The following is a 16,337-nucleotide window of genomic DNA, read 5'->3' as shown; positions in this document are numbered from 1 at the left end:
GGTGCGCGCCTGCCACGGCGCAAGGGAGGAGTGGTCGTGGAGGGCCGCCCGCGCCGGATCGGCGCCCGATTGCTCACGCTGCTCGCCGGGGTGCTCGTGGTGGCCGCGCTTGTGGCGCCGAATGACTTCGACAGCCTATCGGCGGTGGCTTTCCTCCGGCTTCCCGTGGAAGCCCTCGCCGGGGCCGTCCTGTTCCTGGTGCTTCCCGGGCGGGCGCGCGGTCTCGCCGCGGTCCTGATCGGACTGTTCCTCGGGCTGCTGGCGGTCGTCAAGGTGCTGGACATCGGGTTCGACGCGGTGCTGCACCGGCCGTTCGACCTGGTCCTCGACTGGCCGCTCCTGGGACCCGCCGTCGAGTACACGGCGTTGACCTCAGGGCGGGTGACCGCGGTGCTGCTGTCCGCCGGGGCGGTCGCGCTGGCCGCGGCGCTGGCGGTCCTCATCACCCTGGCGGTGTCCAGGCTGTCCCGAGCCGTCGTCGCGAATCGGCCCGCCGCCGTCCGCGCCGTGGTTGTGCTGGCCGTGGTCTGCTTGGCGGCAGGCGCGCCGGGTGGGGGTCCCCTGCCGCCGGTCGCGTCGACCACGACTGTCGCTGTCACCTATCAACATGCCCGCCAAGTGGGAGCCAGCCTCCAGGACCGCGGGAAGTTCGCCGAGGAGTCCGCTGTGGACCGATTCGGCGGCGTTCCGGGTGCGGACCTGCTGACGGCCCTGCGCGGCAAGGACGTGGTCGTCGTGTTCGTGGAGAGCTTCGGCCGCGTCGCTCTCGAGCACCCCGGCATCGCCCCGACCGTGGGCGCGGCGCTGGAGGACGGGACCCGGCGCCTGACCGCCGCCGGGTTCGCCTCCCGCAGCGCCTACCTCACCTCCCCCACGTCAGGTGGGGGGAGCTGGCTCGCCCACGCCACGCTGCTGTCGGGCTTGTGGATCGACAACCAGCAGCGCTACAACACCCTGGTCGCCAGCGACCGCAGGTCGGTCACCAGCGCGTTCCGGGACGCGGGCTGGCGCACGGTCGGGGTCATGCCCGGCGTCACCCGGGCCTGGCCCGACGCGGCGTACTTCGGCTACGACGAGGTCCACGCCGCGGACGACATGGGCTACCGCGGACCAGGGTTCGGGTTCGCCACCATGCCCGACCAGTACGCGCTGGCGTTCTTCGAGCGCTCCATCCGATCGCGGGACCGAGAGCCGGTGATGGCCGTGATCCCGGTGCTCGCCAGCCATGCCCCGTGGTCCCCTGTCCCCCGCCCGGTCGAGTGGTCGGAGGTCGGCGACGGCTCGGTCTTCGCCTCGATGCCCAACGGCGGCGTCGCCCCGGACACGATCTGGAAGCGCCCCCCTGACGAGGTCCGCGCCGACTACGCCCGGTCGCTGGAGTACTCGCTCGGGACGGTGGTGTCCTATTCGCAGACCTATGGCGACGACGACCTCGTCGTCATCATGCTGGGCGACCACCAGCCCGCCACCGCCGTCACCGGTGGCACGAGCAGCCGCGACGCGCCCATCGCGATCGCCACTCGCGACACCCAGGTCCTCTCCCGGCTCGCGCACTGGCAGTGGACCCCCGGCCTTCGACCGGACCCCGGCTCCCCGGTCTGGCCGATGAACGCCTTCCGGGACGAGTTCCTGGCGGCGTTCAGCCCCTTGGCCGGGTCTGGACGCAGCTGAGACGGTCGCAGGTCGCTGAGGGCGCGGATCCGCGTCATGCGCCACCTCTCCGGAGCCGGTTCCTGAGCCGGGAACCGGATGGGGCCCGCCGACGTACCTCCATGACTGACCCGTCGACGCGAGGACCACGATTGTGCATGAAGGCGATCTCGATCAGGCGGGGCCGTCCCGGGAGCCGCTGCTCGACCCCGCCGTGGAACGCCTGCTGGCGGCGGAACCGACGTGGGCACAAGCACCTCCCGGCCTGTGGGCGTCCGTCGAGGCGGTCATCCGGGCGGAATCCGCCGTTCCCTCGCTGACCGAACGCAGGTCAGGCGAAAGAGGGTCAGGCGAACGCAGGACAGGCAGGCGCGGGACAGTCGGGCGGCGGGCGGCGTGGGCGGTGGGCCTGGCCGCGGCGGCGGCGGCGGTGGGCATCGGCGGCTACGCGGCGGGCGGCGGTTTCACCGCGGGCCCCGAGCCGGACGGGGTGTTCGCGCTGAGCGCCACCGACAACGCCCCGGGCGCGGGCGCCGAGGGAACCCTGCGGCGCACCCCATCCGGTCTGGAGATCGTCCTCGACGTGCGCGGTCTGCCGCCCGCGCCCGAGGGGGCCTACTACCAGGCGTGGCTCAAGGGCGACGACGGCTCGGTGACCATCGGCACGTTCCACGCCCGCAGGGGTGGCGACGATGTCGTGCTGTGGTCGGGCGTCGAGGACGTCGACCGGTACGGGAGCGTGACGGTCACGCTCCAGAAAGAGGGGGAGGGCCACTCGTCCTCCGGCGTCGTGGTGCTCGTCGGTGTCGTCGCACCGTGAGCCCCGCGCGGGCAGATCGGCCGGTAGGACCTCACGAGGAAGAGACGATGTCGGGTTTCCACGACCACAGCCGAAACACGCTCTGGGGCCGGATGGGCGCGGCCGCGTACGAGCCGGTGCTCGCCCGGGGTGAGCGCCGGGGGATGCGGGCGCGCAGGGCGGCACTGCTCGCCGGGGCGACCGGCCGAGTGCTGGAGATCGGCGCGGGCACGGGGCTCAACGTCGAGCACTACGGCCCCGGAGCCACCGCGGTGGTCCTCACCGAACCCGCACCCGCGATGCACGCTCGACTCGAACGCGCGGCGCTGGCCCACCCGGGCCGCTTCTCGGCGGTGCGCGCCGCGGCTGACGACCTTCCCGTCGATTCGGCCTCGGTGGACACGGTGGTGTCCACAATGGTCCTGTGCACCGTCCCGGACGTGCCCGCGGCGCTGAGCGAGGTGGTCCGCGTCCTCAAGCCAGGCGGGCGGCTGCTCTTCATCGAGCACGTGCGGGCAGCGCTGGGGACCCCGCTCGCGCGGTGGCAGGGCCGGCTGGCAGGCCCCTGGGCGACCCTCGCCCTCGGATGCCGGTGCGACCGCGACCTGTTCGGCCTGATCGGGGCCTACTTGACCGTGGAGGCTGTGCGAACCCACGAGTGGACCGGCATGCCCTTCGTCGTGCGCCCGCTCGTGGTGGGCAGCGCGACCGCCCCGTAAACCCTCGCCGGGCCGGAGCACGGCAGGCGGGAAGCCAACGTGCGACGGGAAGCGCGGTCACCCTCGCCTGCGCATCCGGGCTGAAACAGCCCAGGGAATTCGCTTCCCCCCTTCCAATCGGGGGAGCCCGTCGGTATCTCCCGCGGTCCGGGTTCACCGGAACCGAGACGACGGCCGGCGTCGTACTGGTTCCAGCCGCGGGGAGCGCCGCCGCGGAAGTGCGGAACGAGGAGTGAATGGTCGGGACGAAGCAGACAGAACTTGCGATCGCGGTGCCCGAGGCCCGGCTGACCCTGGCGGTCACGGAATTCCGGCCTGCCGCCCCGATCGCGTCCATCGTCATCTGGCCCGCGATGGGCGTGGCCGCTCGGCACTACGCCCGCTTCGCCGAGGCACTGACGACGGCCGGGTTCGCCGTGCTCGTCGTCGACCTGCCCGGCCAGGGCGCCAGCCTGCCCCGGGCGTCGCGGGCACCGGGGATCGGCTACCACGGGCTGGCGGCCTGGTGTTTCCCCGCGATCACGGCCGTCGCGCGCGACCGGTCCCCCGGAGCCGCCTTGGCCCACCTCGGGCACAGCCTCGGCGGTCAGGTCATGCTCCTGGCCGAGGCCCGCGAGGCCGACGCCGACGCGCTGGTCCTCGTGGCCAGCGGGACTCCGCACGCCCGGGCCTTCGGCGGCGTGCGCGGTCTCGGTGTCCGGCTCTGGGCAGGGGTCATGCGGGCGGTCACCGCGATGGCCGGGTACTGGCCCGGGCACCGCATGGGCTTCGGCGGCAGGCAATCCAAGGCCCTCGTCCGGGACTGGTCCCACACGGTGCTCACCGGTGCGTTCGCGCCCGCCCACGCCGACGTCGACTACGAGCAGGCCCTCCGGGGGGTCACCGTCCCGGTCTTGGCGGTCACAGTGGAGGGTGACGACCTCGCACCGCCGCGCGCCGTGGCCGCGCTGTGCGCCAAAGCCCCGCACGCCAGGGTCGACTGGCGCCACTTCGATCCGCCCGAGGCCGTGGACCACATCCGCTGGACCCGGCAGGGCCAAGCCCTGGCGCCAGTGGTCGCCGAATGGCTGACCGCCATTCTGGCCGGGACCGGTCCCGGCCCGTCCGGGTGAGCTGCCCATCCTCTGGCAACCGAGCCGCCCGCCATCGGCGTACCTGGGTCGAACAAGACGAAGTGGAGCGCATGATGAGTTTCGTACGTCGATTGGCCGCCTTCATGGCGGCGGCGGCCCTGTCGGTGCCGATGATGGTGGTGGGCGGGTCCTCCGCCAGCGCGGCGACGTGCCTCAACGGGACGAGGACGTCGTTCCACGCCCTGGGCAGCCCGTTCACCGGGGGCACGACCCTGACGTGGTCGGTCACCACGGCCTGCGCCTCGCTGAACCTGACCTTGAATGGCCAGGCCGTCGGCCTCAAGGGTGCCATGACGGTGCACCCGGCGGCGACGACGAACTACGAACTGCGCGCCAAGGCGGGTAGCACGACGGCGAAGCTGGGAACCCGCACGGCGATCGCGGGCCGCATCGTGGGGTACGTGCGCGGGGCGAAGGGCGTCTGGCTGGAACGGGAGAACACCGGCCCAGGGATCGCGCAGGCCCGCCGGATCAGCGGGCAACTGCTGTCGGCACTGGGCTACGGGTACCGCGGCAGGTTCGTCGGCAAGGTCATCGAGATCCACATCATCCCCGGCGAGACCAACCTGACCAACCTGTTCCCGTTCACCGGGTTGAAGCGCACCGGCGGCCAGAACGACCGGCCCTGGAGCGAGGTCCGGGGAGCGGGCGGGCTGGTGATCGAGAACACCAACCGGGTCGCGGTCGCGGTCGGTGCCGAGGAACTCGGCGACACCAGCGCGCGCGAGCAGGACTACGGGAACGGCTACGTGATGGCCCACGAACTGGCCCACGCCATCATGGACCACATGGCCCCGACCAGCCTGGAAGCCGATGTCGGCCTCGCCCTGAGCACCTACGGGAACAGCGACCACCTCGGCGACGACGGGTACTCCAAATCGAACGCCGACGAGTACTGGGCCGAGAACAGCGCGGCCATCTTCGAATACGAGTACGGCCAGCAATTCGACGGTGAGTACAACGAGAAGTGGATCGTGGACAACCATCCGCGCATGCACACCCTCGTCTCCCGCGTGTTCTCGAACCGCTGACCGAGGAGGTGCCATGAAGCCGCTGTTGGAGACCGGGCACGACGCGTCGACCCCGGTCACGGATTCGGTCGTGCGGCGCTTCCTCGCCAACCACGCCGACCACATGGACGCCGTCGCGCTGGGCGCGGGCGGGCGGACGCTGCGGACAGCAGCGTTCGCCAGTGCGGACATCGGCAGGCCGAGCGCGATCCACAACTCCACGACACTGCTCGAGCCCCTGGGCGCGGCCCCCGACCGGGTCGTTTCCGAGATCGAGCGGTTCCACCGGGGCGGCGACGGCACGGTGTACCTGTGGAGCTGCTGGCCCACCCCCGACCTGTCCGGACGGGGGTGGGTCCTGCAGGGGCACCCGACCTTCATGGTCCGCTCCGGCGGTCTGCCGCTGCCCGAGACGGCGCCGGTCGACATCGTCAAGGTCACCGACAGCGCCACCCTGCGCGACTGGGAGCGGGTCGTCGCGGAGGGCTTCCCGTTTCCCGACACCGTGGCGCACCTGCCCGGCGCGTTCGCCAGCGAGGGGTACCTGGCCGACCCGCGGTCCTCGATGTTCCTGGTCTACGCGGACGGCCGTCCGGTCACCGCGGCGTCGCTGTTCGTCGCCCACGGGTTCGCGCAGCTCACCTTGGGGGTCACCAGGCCGGAAGCGCGCAGGCGGGGCCACTGGGCGGGCCTGGTCCGGGAGCGGCTGGCGATCGCGGCGGACCTGCCGTCCGGGTCGCTGTTCGGCGACGACAGCCGCCCCGGCGCCGAGCGCTTCGGGTTCCTGCCCCTGTTTCGCTTCACCCTGTGGGCGCTGGAGCGCGGGGAGGCGGCAGGAGATCGGGCTGGGCCCGGAACAGCGGGGTGATTGGCGGAATTCAGGGGTTGGCCCGCAGGTGGGTCAAGCGCACAATCTGGTCTGCCATCGGATCTGCCAAGACCTCGAGGAGCTCGGCGAAGTTCGCGGAAAATCGCCTGCCGTTCAGGAAGATCCCGGGGATTTCCTCGGTGGCGTCGATCCCGAGCCCGAGGCCGATGACGCTGCCAAAAGGTTTCCCCGGGTCTTCGGGGAGCGCGATGTCTCCGCACCACAGGAAGCCTCCGTCGACGGGATCTCCAGGACCATGTGCGAGATGAAGACTCGCATCGCTGTCTGTTCCGTAGAGTCCGACACTGAAGGCATCGCGATCACGACTCAGGGTGGCGCCACCGTACGTGGCGAGAAAGTGGACATGACTCGGATCGCGGGCGATGAACGGATAGATCTTCACAAGCTCCGCCAGGTCCTGCGCGTGCCCGTGACCGTCGCCAAGCAAGACGTCATAAAAGAAGCCGAGCCGATTGAGCGCGTGGTCGACCCGCGTACCCCATTCGTCCATGATCCGCTGTACGTCGCCGCCTGGCCGGTCGGTTCGCTCAAGTGGCTTCACGCGGTGGCGTCCATTTCCTCGCAGTCCATGGCATCCGCATCTTCCGTTCCCAGCTCTATATGAATCAGAGGTCGGACGCTGTATCCGCACGAGCACCTGGGCGGGCCTTCGCAGGCCCGCCCAGGTCCTGTCAGCCTGCCTGGCGGCAGTTGTCGAGCACGTCGAATCCGTCGGTCGAGGCCAGGATGGAACCGCCGCCGCACCTGATCGTGTCGATGGCGCCGTCCACGGTGTGCACGCTGTCCATCATGCCGTTGGTGATCACTTCATCCGCCCCGCCCGCGGGGGTGAACACATCGTGCCCATATGTCCCTTCCAGCCGGTCGTTGAAGGGCGAGCCGTGGATGTGGCGGATGTCCCCGCGGACCGAGTCCCTATCGATCAGGCGTCCGTCGTTGGCGTTGCCGTCGAGGGACACCCGGACGGGCGCGTTCGACAGGCGGTAGTCCACGATGTTGTCGGCGCCGTCGCCGTGCATGACCACCGATGACTCGATGTCGCCGCGGTGGAACCCGGGGTTGGGGAGGAAGGTGTCGGTCTCATCCCCGCCGCGCACGGCACCGGTGACCGGCACCCGCCACTCGACGCGGTCGCGCCCACCGGCCATCGCCAGGTCCACCCGGGTCACCGGCGTCTGCCCGCCGCAGTGGAACCTCTTCACCGTCTTGACCGCCATGACCAGGACACAGCCGGGCCCCGCCTGCACGCTCGAGGCCGACGAGATCTGCACCACCAGCTTCCCGGCCGCGTCCCGGTCGAGGACGAGGTGCTCGGCGGTGTCGGCGCCCGCGTAGACGAGCTTGTTCGTCGCGTCCCGGTGCAGGCTCGGCGACTCGACCGCAGCCGCGGTTCCGGTGGTGAGCACCACCGAGGCGGCGATGCCGCCCACCGCGGCGATCGCGGCCTTGGACGCGCGTGTCAATGACATGAAAACGATCTCCTACCACTCCGCAGGCGATGTGCTCGCCAGGTCACCTCCACTACGCCGAGGGCCTGCACCCCGGTTGCCGATCGCCCGAACTCGCACTGCCCGGAACCCGCGAGGGGCGGGGCGCGTATACCCGCAGCGGCCACGAATGGGAGTGGACATGGACATGCTGGTCGACAACGCGTTCAGCGGAGACCTCCGAGAGGGAAACCCGGCGGGGACGTTCTTTGACGCCACCGGGATGGGCGAGCGGGCGGCCACGGCGGAAACGGGGTTCTCCGAGCCGGCATCCCTGTTCCCGGTCAGCAGCTGGAAGTTCACCACGCGTTATTTCGGCCCATCGACAGAAGGCGCCTCCCGCGGGCGGGCGGCTATCGCCCGCACCAAGCGCAACGGCATCGGCGGGTTGCGGCGCACCGGCATCGGCCCCGTCGGCGTCTCCGCGGATCCGGGGTCTGGCATCTCGGTGTCCGGCCCGGCCGTCCGGATCTCGTGACCCGGGCCGCCGGGCGCGTCCGCGGCGTGGGCGTGGCGGGGATCGGGTTCTGCACATTGGCCGCCGTGGAGAACCTCGGATTCCAGGACTCCCCGCCGTTCTCAGGCAGCCTCTCGGACCTCTACAGCGGCACCGCCGGGAACTGGATCGCTCTGGCCGCGGGCTTGATCTCGCTGGGGTTCTTCGCGCTGTTCGCGCTGCGGCTGGCCAGGCTCACCGGGCGGTACGGCGGCTGGTCGGGCGCCGCCGTGGTGATCGCCGCGTGCGGGTTCGCAGGCGCGTTCCTGGCCGCCGCGGCTGCCGGTGTCCGAGCGTGGGCCATGGCCGCGCAGCCGGGCGCCGCGGACGTGCTGGAGCTGCACGGGTTGCAGGGCGCCCTGCGCGCGGTGGGCGGGGCGGCCGTCGGTGCCGTGGTCGTGGCCGCCGCGCCCGCCCTGCGGCGCCAGGGGCTCATCCCGGCCTGGCTCGCCCGCGCCGGGCCGGTGGTCGCGGTCCTGCTCTGCCTCGTCGCGGTGACGGCGGCGCACACCTCAGCGGTCGGCGCGGTGTTCGTGTTCGCGTCGTTCGCGCTGTCCGTGCTGTGGATCGCCCTGGTGAGCACGTCCGTCCTGCTCATCCCGCTGAGACCGCGCGGCGCGTGGGTGTGTGTCGCGGGCATCCTCTTCACGCTCGTCGTGCTCGCGGCTGGCATCAGCGGCGCGGCCTTGACGGCGTTCCCCGGAGCCACGGGCGCCTACTTCTCCTGGCCGCTGAGCCCACCGCCGATGGCGGCGCTGATCGGCGCGGCCTACCTGACCGCAGCGGCCGCGTTCGCCGCCGCGCTGTCCGGCGAGGAATCCGCTCGGCGCGACGAGCAGGCCCGCGGGCTGCTGGTCGGGATCATCGCCCTGAGCGTGCCGATCTGCGCGGCCACGGCGGCCCACCTCGGCGCCTTCGACTTCACCCGGTGGCAATCGCTGGCGTGGGTGGTGCTCTTCACCGCGTTCCCCGCCGCCGCCGCGACGGCGCTGGCCCAGTCGCGCCTGCCGGACCCCGGGTCCGGCAAGACCGGGCCGCGGTGGCCGCTGACCGCCTACGCCCTCATCGCCGGTGTCGTGGCGGTGCGGCTGTGGCTCGGCGCGGTGCACCCCGTCCCCGCGAGCGTGCCGCCGCTGGGCGGGAAGGTGCTGGCGAGCTGGTTCGTCTTCGCCGCGGCCCTGGCGCTGTGGCAGGCGTGGTTCGCCCGCTTCCCCGCGCCCGCGGTCGCCATCGTGGTGGGCGGCCTGCCGCTGGTGTGGATCCTCGCCGCGTTCCGCCTGCCCGCGCAGGACACCTCGGCTTTGTGGGCGTGGGTGGCGCTCCTGGCGACGATGGTCCTGCTGTCGGCACGGCCATGCCTGCTCGCGTGGCGGCAGGTCCGCCAGGGGTGAACCTCGCTTGGATCCTCACCCAAGCGGGTCCGGCGACGGGGCGGGCGTGACGGCCCATTGCGATGGTTGGTTTCATCTGATGATCTCGCTATACACCAGCCAGAATTCCAGAGGGCTTACTGATGACACTGATCAAGTGAAAGCTCGATGGAATGTGACCTGTCCCATCGTTTTCGTTCAGTCCGATCTGGACACACAGGCCCAGGCGTAAACCTGTTAGGGGTTGACCGATATTCGCTTGAGAACAAAGGACGTGTGTTGTGCGCAATGAGATACGAAAGAAAGTCTGCCTGGCCGTCGGACTCGCATTGCTGTGTGGGTTGGCTCAGCCTGGCCCCGCCGCTCTGGCCGAAGACCTCCCGCTGCTTTCCGAAGCCGAAGCGGCGAGCCTGACCCTCTCCGCCATCAAGCAGGACTCCGCGCGGTTCGGGTACACGCCGGAGCAGGAGCTGGTGGTCAGGAAGGTCAGCCGTGACGGGATCGGGAACACCCATGTCCGGGTCCACCGCCGCTACCAGGGGCTGGACGTCATCGGCGGTGACCTCGTCCTGCATTGGACCGCCGCGCGCGACTTGCAGAGCGTCAGCCGGTCCTCGGCGCAGTCCATCCGGCTGGATTCGGTGAAGCCGCGGGTCACCCGGCAGGACGCGGCGTCGACCGCCGCCGAACGCGCGGGCTTCGTCGCGGGCACCAGCACCGCCGAGCTCGCGGTCGACGCCTCCGGTAACAAGCCGCGCCTGGTCTGGCGCGCCACCGTCGAGGGCACGTCATCGGAGCGCGCCATCCTGGGGCGCACCACGATCCTCGACGCCGTCACCGGCGATGTGGTGCGCGACTATCAGGCGTCGTCTTCAGTGCAGCCCCCCGGTGAGGGCACCGGCGGCCGGCCGAAGACCGCCTCCCCGCTGCCGGACGCGCCCGCGGCTGCGGCAACGGGCGTCGGCACGGGCAACTGGGTCAGCGAAGTCCCGCTGGCCACGCACCGGCCTGCGGGAAACCAGGACTACCAGCTGAAGGACACCACTCGCGGCAACATGATCACGAAGTGGGGGCGGGACAACACGAACAGCCTGGACGACGCGGTCTACATCGACGAGGCGAACGTGTGGGGCACGAACGACGACCTCTACCAGCGATCGGGCGTCGATGTGCACTGGGGGGCCGCGCGGACCTGGGACTTCTACGCCGGCAGGTACGGCCACACCGGCCCGAGCGACAACGGCGCCGCACCGCTCGGCATCGCCCACTACGGCAACCAGCTGGCCAACGCGATCTGGAACGACCGCTGCTTCTGCATGCGCTTCGGCGAGGGCGATGCGACTCACAACCCGTACACGGCGCTGGACGTCGTCGGCCATGAGTACACCCACGGGGTCGTGCGGTCCACCGCGGGCTTGCACCTGTACGGCGAGGCGGGCGCGCTCAACGAGGCCAGCAGCGACATCTTGGGCAACGCGGTGGAATGGGCGAACCCCACCGCGGTGATCGCCGACTTCGAGATCGGCCACAACGTCGACGTCTTCCGGGGCGCGATCCGCCGGATGGACAACCCCGCGCTGTTCAACAACCACTTCAGCTGCTACTCGCCGGAGATCGCCAACAGCCCGACGCACTACGGCGCGGGAGTGGCCGATCACTGGTACTACCTCATGGTGAACGGCAGCGGGGCGAAGACGGTGAACGGGCGGTCCTACAACAGCCCCGTGTGCCAGGGCCCGGCCCTGCAGCCCTCCGGCAAGTCGGCTCTGGACATCGCCGACCTGTGGTACTACGCGCTGCTCTGGTACGGAGTGGGTGACATGACCTACTCGGACATGCGGGACGCCACCGAACTCGCCGCGCGCGGCCTGTTCGGCAGCGCCGTGGAGAGCAAGGTCTCCGCCGCCTGGAACGCCGTGGGCGTCGCCTGAGTGCCGCGTCCGGATGAGCCCGGTCGACCCGGTCCTCCCGCCTGAACCGGCTCGGGGACCGCTCGATCGGGCTCATCGTCCACGTTGGACGCTCGTGGGCAGCGCGGCTCCCAGCCAGGTCGGGTCAGTGCCGCCATCCGTTCAAAGCCTTGTCGCGACTGCGGCTGGGCCTGGGAACCGATTTGATCTTCCGCACGTAGTCGCGGTGTGGCCTTTGGCAATCAGCGGGCATCCGACGACGCGGGAGACGACACGTGAGCACCAGGAGACCCTTGAGGAAGACGATCGCGACGGCGGCTGCCGTGGCGTCGGCGCTGGCGGTGCTCGCGGGACCGGAACAGGCGGGCATGGCGGCCGCGTCGGCAGGCAGGGCGGCTCCCCATCGCGTCGGCGACGATCGAGAAGCCGCCACCTGGTCGGCTGCCACCGCCCTGCCCAGGGTCGCCGGGGTCAACCGGCCGGATGGGCACCAGGGCTACCCGCGCCGGACCGACCTGCGGGTATACCCGGAGAACCCGGCCGACGAATCAATCAGGCTGGGCCTGGTCCCCTATCACGCGATCGCGCCTCGGCTGAACCACCTGCAGGATCTGGGCGAGCGGGTGTCGGTGGAGGTCGTCGGTGAGTCGGTGGCGGGCCGCGATCTCTACCTGGTCACCGTGACCGCGCCGGAGTCGGCGGCCGAGGCGGCCCAGCAGGCGTGCTGGCGGCACCGACTGGAGGACGACCCGGTCGCAGCCCTGCGCGACCCCGGCCTCCGAGCGGGCTACAAGGCGCCGATCTGGGTCAACGGCAACATCCACGGCAACGAGTTCGAAGGGACCGACGGCGCGCTGAGGGTCATCGAGCGCCTCGCCACCTCGTCCGATCCGGCGGTCACGGCGATGCTGGGGCGTTCCCGGGTCTACTTCAACGTCACGGCCAACCCGGACGGCCGGGTCGTCCGGCGGCGGGGCAACGCCCACGGATTCGACCTCAACCGCGACTTCGTCACCGCGTCGCAGCCGGAGAACCGGGCCATGCGGAAGATCCTGATCGACACCCAGCCGCTCATGGTCCTCGACGAGCACGGGTATGTCGAGGGAACCCTCCTGGAGCCCACCACCCCGCCGCACGGGCAGAACTACGACTTCGACCTGTTCATCAAGCACGCCTACGACAACGCGCTGGGCATGGAGCGCGACCTGGCCGGGTCCGAGCACCCCGAGACGCGCGATCCGGCGATTCCGTTCCGGGACTTCGCGCCCGGCGACTGGGACGACTGGGCACCCATCTACACGTCGCAGTACTCGATGTACCAGGGCGCGATCTCCTACACCATCGAGATCCCGCTCGAGGTCAACACGGGCTTGCCGGTCGACGAGCTGCGCAGGCGCGGCCGGGTCAACACCGACGTTGTGGTGACCACCATCGACAGCACCCTCGCCTACCTCGACCGGCACCGCGACGACCTGATCGCCAACCAGGCCGAGATCTTCCGGCGCGGTCTGGCGGGCGAGCCGCTGCGGGAGGTCCCGGACGGCTTCGTCCCCGGGTTCGGCCCTGAAGACCGCTACACCACGACGTTTCCGCGCGGCTACGTCATCCCGGCGGGGCGGGGCCAGCGCTCCGACACCGCGGCGGCGCACCTGGTCGACCACCTGGTCGCCAACGACGTGCGGGTGCGCCGGGCCGAGCGGCCGTTCGCGCTGGCCGGGCGGCACTACCCGACGGGCAGCTACCTGGTGGACATGCACCAGCCCAAGCGCGCGCTGGCGAACGCGATGCTGGAGGCGGGCCGGGACATCTCCGACCGCGTGCCCGTCATGTTCGATATCTCCGGGTGGAGCCACGCCCTGCTGTGGGGCGCGACAGTGGACATCGCCGAGGGCGGGTGGACGGGTGTGCCGAGCCTGCCCGTCACCGCGGCCACGCCGACCGGCGGTGTCGACGCGCCCGCGGGCCGCGACTTGGCGTTGTCGGTACGCGACGGCCAGGACGTGCGGGCGGTCAACGACCTGCTCGATCACGGCGTGGGCGTCCGTCGAGGCACGGGTGGGGCGGTCCTGGTACCCGCCGCCGCCAGGCGCGCCGCGGCGACGGCCGCCCGGACCCACGGCGTGCGGTTCACCGCCGCGCCCGTAGGCGCGGGCGGGACGGCCATGACCAGGACGGTGCTGGCGGCGGCGGTGGCCTCCGACGAGCTCTACGGCCTGCGCGAGCTGGGTTTCGACGTGCGGCCGGTGACCCCCGCCGCGCTCAACGACGGCTTCGACTGGTCCGCTGTGGACGTCTTGGTGGTCACGACGTCCTTCGACGTCGCGGCGCTGTCACCGCGGTCCCGCCACGCTCTCGACGGCTTCCTCACCAGCGGCGGTGTCATCACCAGGGGCGTCGCGGGCGCGGCGTTCAACGACGCGCTCAGCCTGCTCCCGGTGCGCGCGGTCGCCGGGCCCGCCCAGGCCAACGGTGTGGTGGCCGTCCACTCCGAAGGAGGGCTCTTCGGCGCGGCCGCGACCTCGCACGCGTTCGTGTCCCGTCCGGTGTGGTTCACCGACGTGGGCCCGGGTGTGGCCGTGGAGCAGCGGTTCGCGGCGGGCGACCCGCTGATCGCCGGGCATTGGCGGCCGAGCGGCACCGGCTCCGACGGCCCATCCGCGGCGGCGGGCCAAGCCGCTGTCGTGTCCGGGACAGCCAGGACAGGCGCCACAGTGGTCATGTTCGGCACCGAGCCGCTGTTCCGCCACCACCCGCGCGGGCTCTTCGCGCAGGTGGCCCAAGCCGCCTTCTGGACCGGCAACCGATGACCACGAGTGGGGCCGGGTGATCACCCGGTCCCACTCCGGTGGTCAGGGCTTGGGCAGGGTCGCCGACTCGACGGAGCGGGTGATGTTGTCGGTGTCGCCCGTCGTGCCGTCGTTCGCGATGTTGTCGATGGTCGCGGCAAGCGGGATGTCGCGCAAGGCCGTGTAGTCGGCGATGTCGAATCCCTCACCGCCGGTGAAGACGATGGAGGATGACGGGCCTGCCGGAATGGGAGCGTCGAGCCGCCTCCAGCGGTCATTGCCCGAGCCGGTGTCAATGACGCCGTGGAAGGCCATGCTGGTGGCGACCACGTCCGCGCCGTCACCGGTGATCGCTCGGAACTCCAAGCCCGCCGTGTACGCCCCGCAGGTCGCCGCCGTCAGGACGACGACACAGCCGGGGCCCGCGGCGATCGGGGCGGCGGGCTGACCCTGGACCGCGCTGAAGTGCCGCACCTCGATGACCGAGCCGGACACGTCGATGTCCAGCAGGTCGTTGCCCGCGGTACCCAGGTAGCGAAGCACCGGGTGGCCGGGGGTGTCCGAGTCGATGTAGACCGTCCCGACCGACGGCAGCTCGACCGTGGCGGCGGCGGGTGCCGTCCCCCCGATCGTGGCCAGCGCCGACGCCGCGGTGAAGCTGACGAGGGCAGCGCGCAGAACGTTGTGTCCCATGTGGTCGCCTTTCCTTGATGTGCCACGACCAGAGGTCGCCTGGTTGGCCCAGGTTGCCCACCATGGGTTTCCGGCCGCTTTCGGCAACTTCGCAGGAGGGATTGCGGGGCCTGTCACCGCGCAGGAGCGAGAAGACTCGGATGAAAGACCGAGTCATGCGATGACGAGGCACGTCATCCGGACGGCCCTCCTCGCCCCACCACACCGCGTCCCAACCATTGGCACATGACCACGGCCTGATAGGTGACCCACTGCCACCGTCGTGCGATTGTTTCATCTCTCGCCCCTGAGTCAGAGCCGGGCCGTCCCAGTTCAGACCGTCCAGAGAGGGCTTACCGAGAACATGAACCAAACCACCCCCGCTTTTCAGGAACTGGAAGGCGCACCAGCGACGTACTGCTGACGGACCGAGACGACCTCGATCCGCTACAGGAGGTCCATCAGATGAGGCGACTACCACACCTGGTTGCGTACGGGCTTGCGATTCCCCTTGCTCTCACGAGCATGCTGAACGGCGTGGCCGGTGCCACGACCTCAGCGATCAGCACTGTTGGCTACAACGCCACCGGAGAGCTCGTGTACAACGGCACATCTGTTGTCGATCGGGTCACTATCAACTACAACGCAAACGGCACCAAGTTCATCATTCGCGATGATCATCAGATCTCGCCGCTGGCCGGTGGCAAATGCGCTTCGCACGGCACATCAGGCCAGGAGGTCGCCTGCGACCTGCCATCCTCTGCGCGTCCGGTTGTCCATCTGAACCTCGGCGATGGCGACGACTTCGCGGCGGTCGCGGTTATCGCTGGCGGCTCGGTCTTCGGCGGGAGCGGAAACGACCACTTCAAGAACAGCGCCCGTGACGGTTTCGCATTCCAATACTTCGGCGGCATCGGCAGGGACACCATCGATTACAGCTTCATGGGGCGACCGGTCATGGTCCACTTGGACAACACCGCCAATGACGGACCGATTGGTCGTCAGGATGACATTCGGTCGGACGTCGAGAACATCTGGGGAAGCACCGGTCCAGACGTGCTGGTAGGAAATCCAACGGCAAACACGATCGAAGGCGGCCCGGGGGCAGACACGATCGACGGCGGCGATGGAAGCGACGTTCTCAAGGGTTCGGGCGCAGGCTTCCTGGAGTCGGTCAACGAAGCCGATGACATCGTCTGCGGCAACGGGGTTGACACTCTTCACTACGGTTCCTCCGATTTCTGGTCGACCCATGACTGCGAAATCCGCATTTTCGCGCCTCAGTAACGGCTGCGGACAGCCAATCCGCTTGGCGGTCAAACTACCAGCGGGCAATCTCTAACCTAGTCGCGCCTTTCAGCTAACGCTCGAAGTCATCGTCGACTTTCGCGCGACCAAGCGCTTGTCGCTGAACTG

General features: G+C 70.3%; 14 protein-coding genes. 11 read left to right on the top strand and 3 right to left on the bottom strand.

The features are described from left to right. Positions 1-36 precede the first annotated feature (36 nt). From ACTG9Q_RS15480 to ACTG9Q_RS15455, 6 genes are all read left to right on the top strand, one after another. On the top strand, positions 37-1,671 hold the full coding sequence (locus ACTG9Q_RS15480) for a sulfatase-like hydrolase/transferase (RefSeq protein WP_455573466.1): 1,635 nt from the start codon (positions 37-39) through the stop codon (positions 1,669-1,671). Between the two features lie 133 nt (positions 1,672-1,804). Further along, positions 1,805-2,470 (top strand): anti-sigma factor, encoded by a 666-nt coding sequence (locus ACTG9Q_RS15475; protein ID WP_455573465.1) that lies wholly within the window; start codon positions 1,805-1,807, stop codon positions 2,468-2,470. Between the two features lie 47 nt (positions 2,471-2,517). Continuing rightward, the gene (locus ACTG9Q_RS15470) at positions 2,518-3,168 is read left to right on the top strand and encodes a methyltransferase domain-containing protein (RefSeq protein ID WP_455573464.1); all 651 of its coding nucleotides are present in this window, start codon (positions 2,518-2,520) and stop codon (positions 3,166-3,168) included. A gap of 236 nt (positions 3,169-3,404) precedes the next feature. Continuing rightward, the gene (locus ACTG9Q_RS15465; protein WP_455573463.1) at positions 3,405-4,280 is read left to right on the top strand and encodes an alpha/beta hydrolase family protein; all 876 of its coding nucleotides are present in this window, start codon (positions 3,405-3,407) and stop codon (positions 4,278-4,280) included. 74 nt (positions 4,281-4,354) lie between these two features. Next, positions 4,355-5,332 carry a hypothetical protein gene (locus ACTG9Q_RS15460; protein WP_455573462.1) on the top strand — a complete coding sequence of 326 codons (978 nt, stop codon included), beginning with the start codon at positions 4,355-4,357 and terminating at the stop codon, positions 5,330-5,332. 13 nt (positions 5,333-5,345) lie between these two features. Next, positions 5,346-6,179, top strand: coding sequence for a GNAT family N-acetyltransferase (locus tag ACTG9Q_RS15455; protein ID WP_455573461.1), 834 nt, complete (start codon positions 5,346-5,348; stop codon positions 6,177-6,179). A 10-nt stretch (positions 6,180-6,189) separates the two neighbouring features. Here the strand turns inward: ACTG9Q_RS15455 and ACTG9Q_RS15450 are convergent, their stop codons facing one another. Continuing rightward, complete coding sequence (locus tag ACTG9Q_RS15450; RefSeq protein WP_455573460.1) at positions 6,190-6,741, bottom strand: hypothetical protein; 552 nt, start codon at positions 6,739-6,741, stop codon at positions 6,190-6,192. Positions 6,742-6,871: 130 nt separating this feature from the next. Beyond that, complete coding sequence (locus tag ACTG9Q_RS15445; protein WP_455573459.1) at positions 6,872-7,669, bottom strand: hypothetical protein; 798 nt, start codon at positions 7,667-7,669, stop codon at positions 6,872-6,874. Between the two features lie 160 nt (positions 7,670-7,829). On the opposite strand from ACTG9Q_RS15445, the gene ACTG9Q_RS15440 reads away from it, so the two are divergent. From ACTG9Q_RS15440 to ACTG9Q_RS15425, 4 genes are all read left to right on the top strand, one after another. Then, complete coding sequence (locus ACTG9Q_RS15440) at positions 7,830-8,165, top strand: hypothetical protein (protein WP_455573458.1); 336 nt, start codon at positions 7,830-7,832, stop codon at positions 8,163-8,165. Further along, positions 8,162-9,574: a hypothetical protein gene (locus ACTG9Q_RS15435; RefSeq protein WP_455573457.1), complete on the top strand. Its 1,413-nt coding sequence runs from the start codon at positions 8,162-8,164 to the stop codon at positions 9,572-9,574. Before ACTG9Q_RS15440 ends, ACTG9Q_RS15435 begins: the two co-directional genes overlap by 4 nt. Positions 9,575-9,894: 320 nt before the next feature. Continuing rightward, on the top strand, positions 9,895-11,484 hold the full coding sequence (locus ACTG9Q_RS15430; RefSeq protein ID WP_455573456.1) for a M4 family metallopeptidase: 1,590 nt from the start codon (positions 9,895-9,897) through the stop codon (positions 11,482-11,484). A 272-nt stretch (positions 11,485-11,756) separates the two neighbouring features. Then, entirely contained in the window at positions 11,757-14,270 is a 2,514-nt protein-coding gene (locus ACTG9Q_RS15425; protein ID WP_455573455.1) for a M14 family zinc carboxypeptidase, read from the top strand. A 42-nt stretch (positions 14,271-14,312) separates the two neighbouring features. Here the strand turns inward: ACTG9Q_RS15425 and ACTG9Q_RS15420 are convergent, their stop codons facing one another. Continuing rightward, entirely contained in the window at positions 14,313-14,942 is a 630-nt protein-coding gene (locus ACTG9Q_RS15420; protein ID WP_455573454.1) for a hypothetical protein, read from the bottom strand. A gap of 504 nt (positions 14,943-15,446) precedes the next feature. On the opposite strand from ACTG9Q_RS15420, the gene ACTG9Q_RS15415 reads away from it, so the two are divergent. Next, positions 15,447-16,208: a hypothetical protein gene (locus tag ACTG9Q_RS15415; RefSeq protein ID WP_455573453.1), complete on the top strand. Its 762-nt coding sequence runs from the start codon at positions 15,447-15,449 to the stop codon at positions 16,206-16,208. Positions 16,209-16,337 lie beyond the last annotated feature (129 nt).

The organism is Actinokineospora lacus, from assembly GCF_053813445.1.
This window is presented reverse-complemented; position numbering and strand designations above follow the sequence as displayed.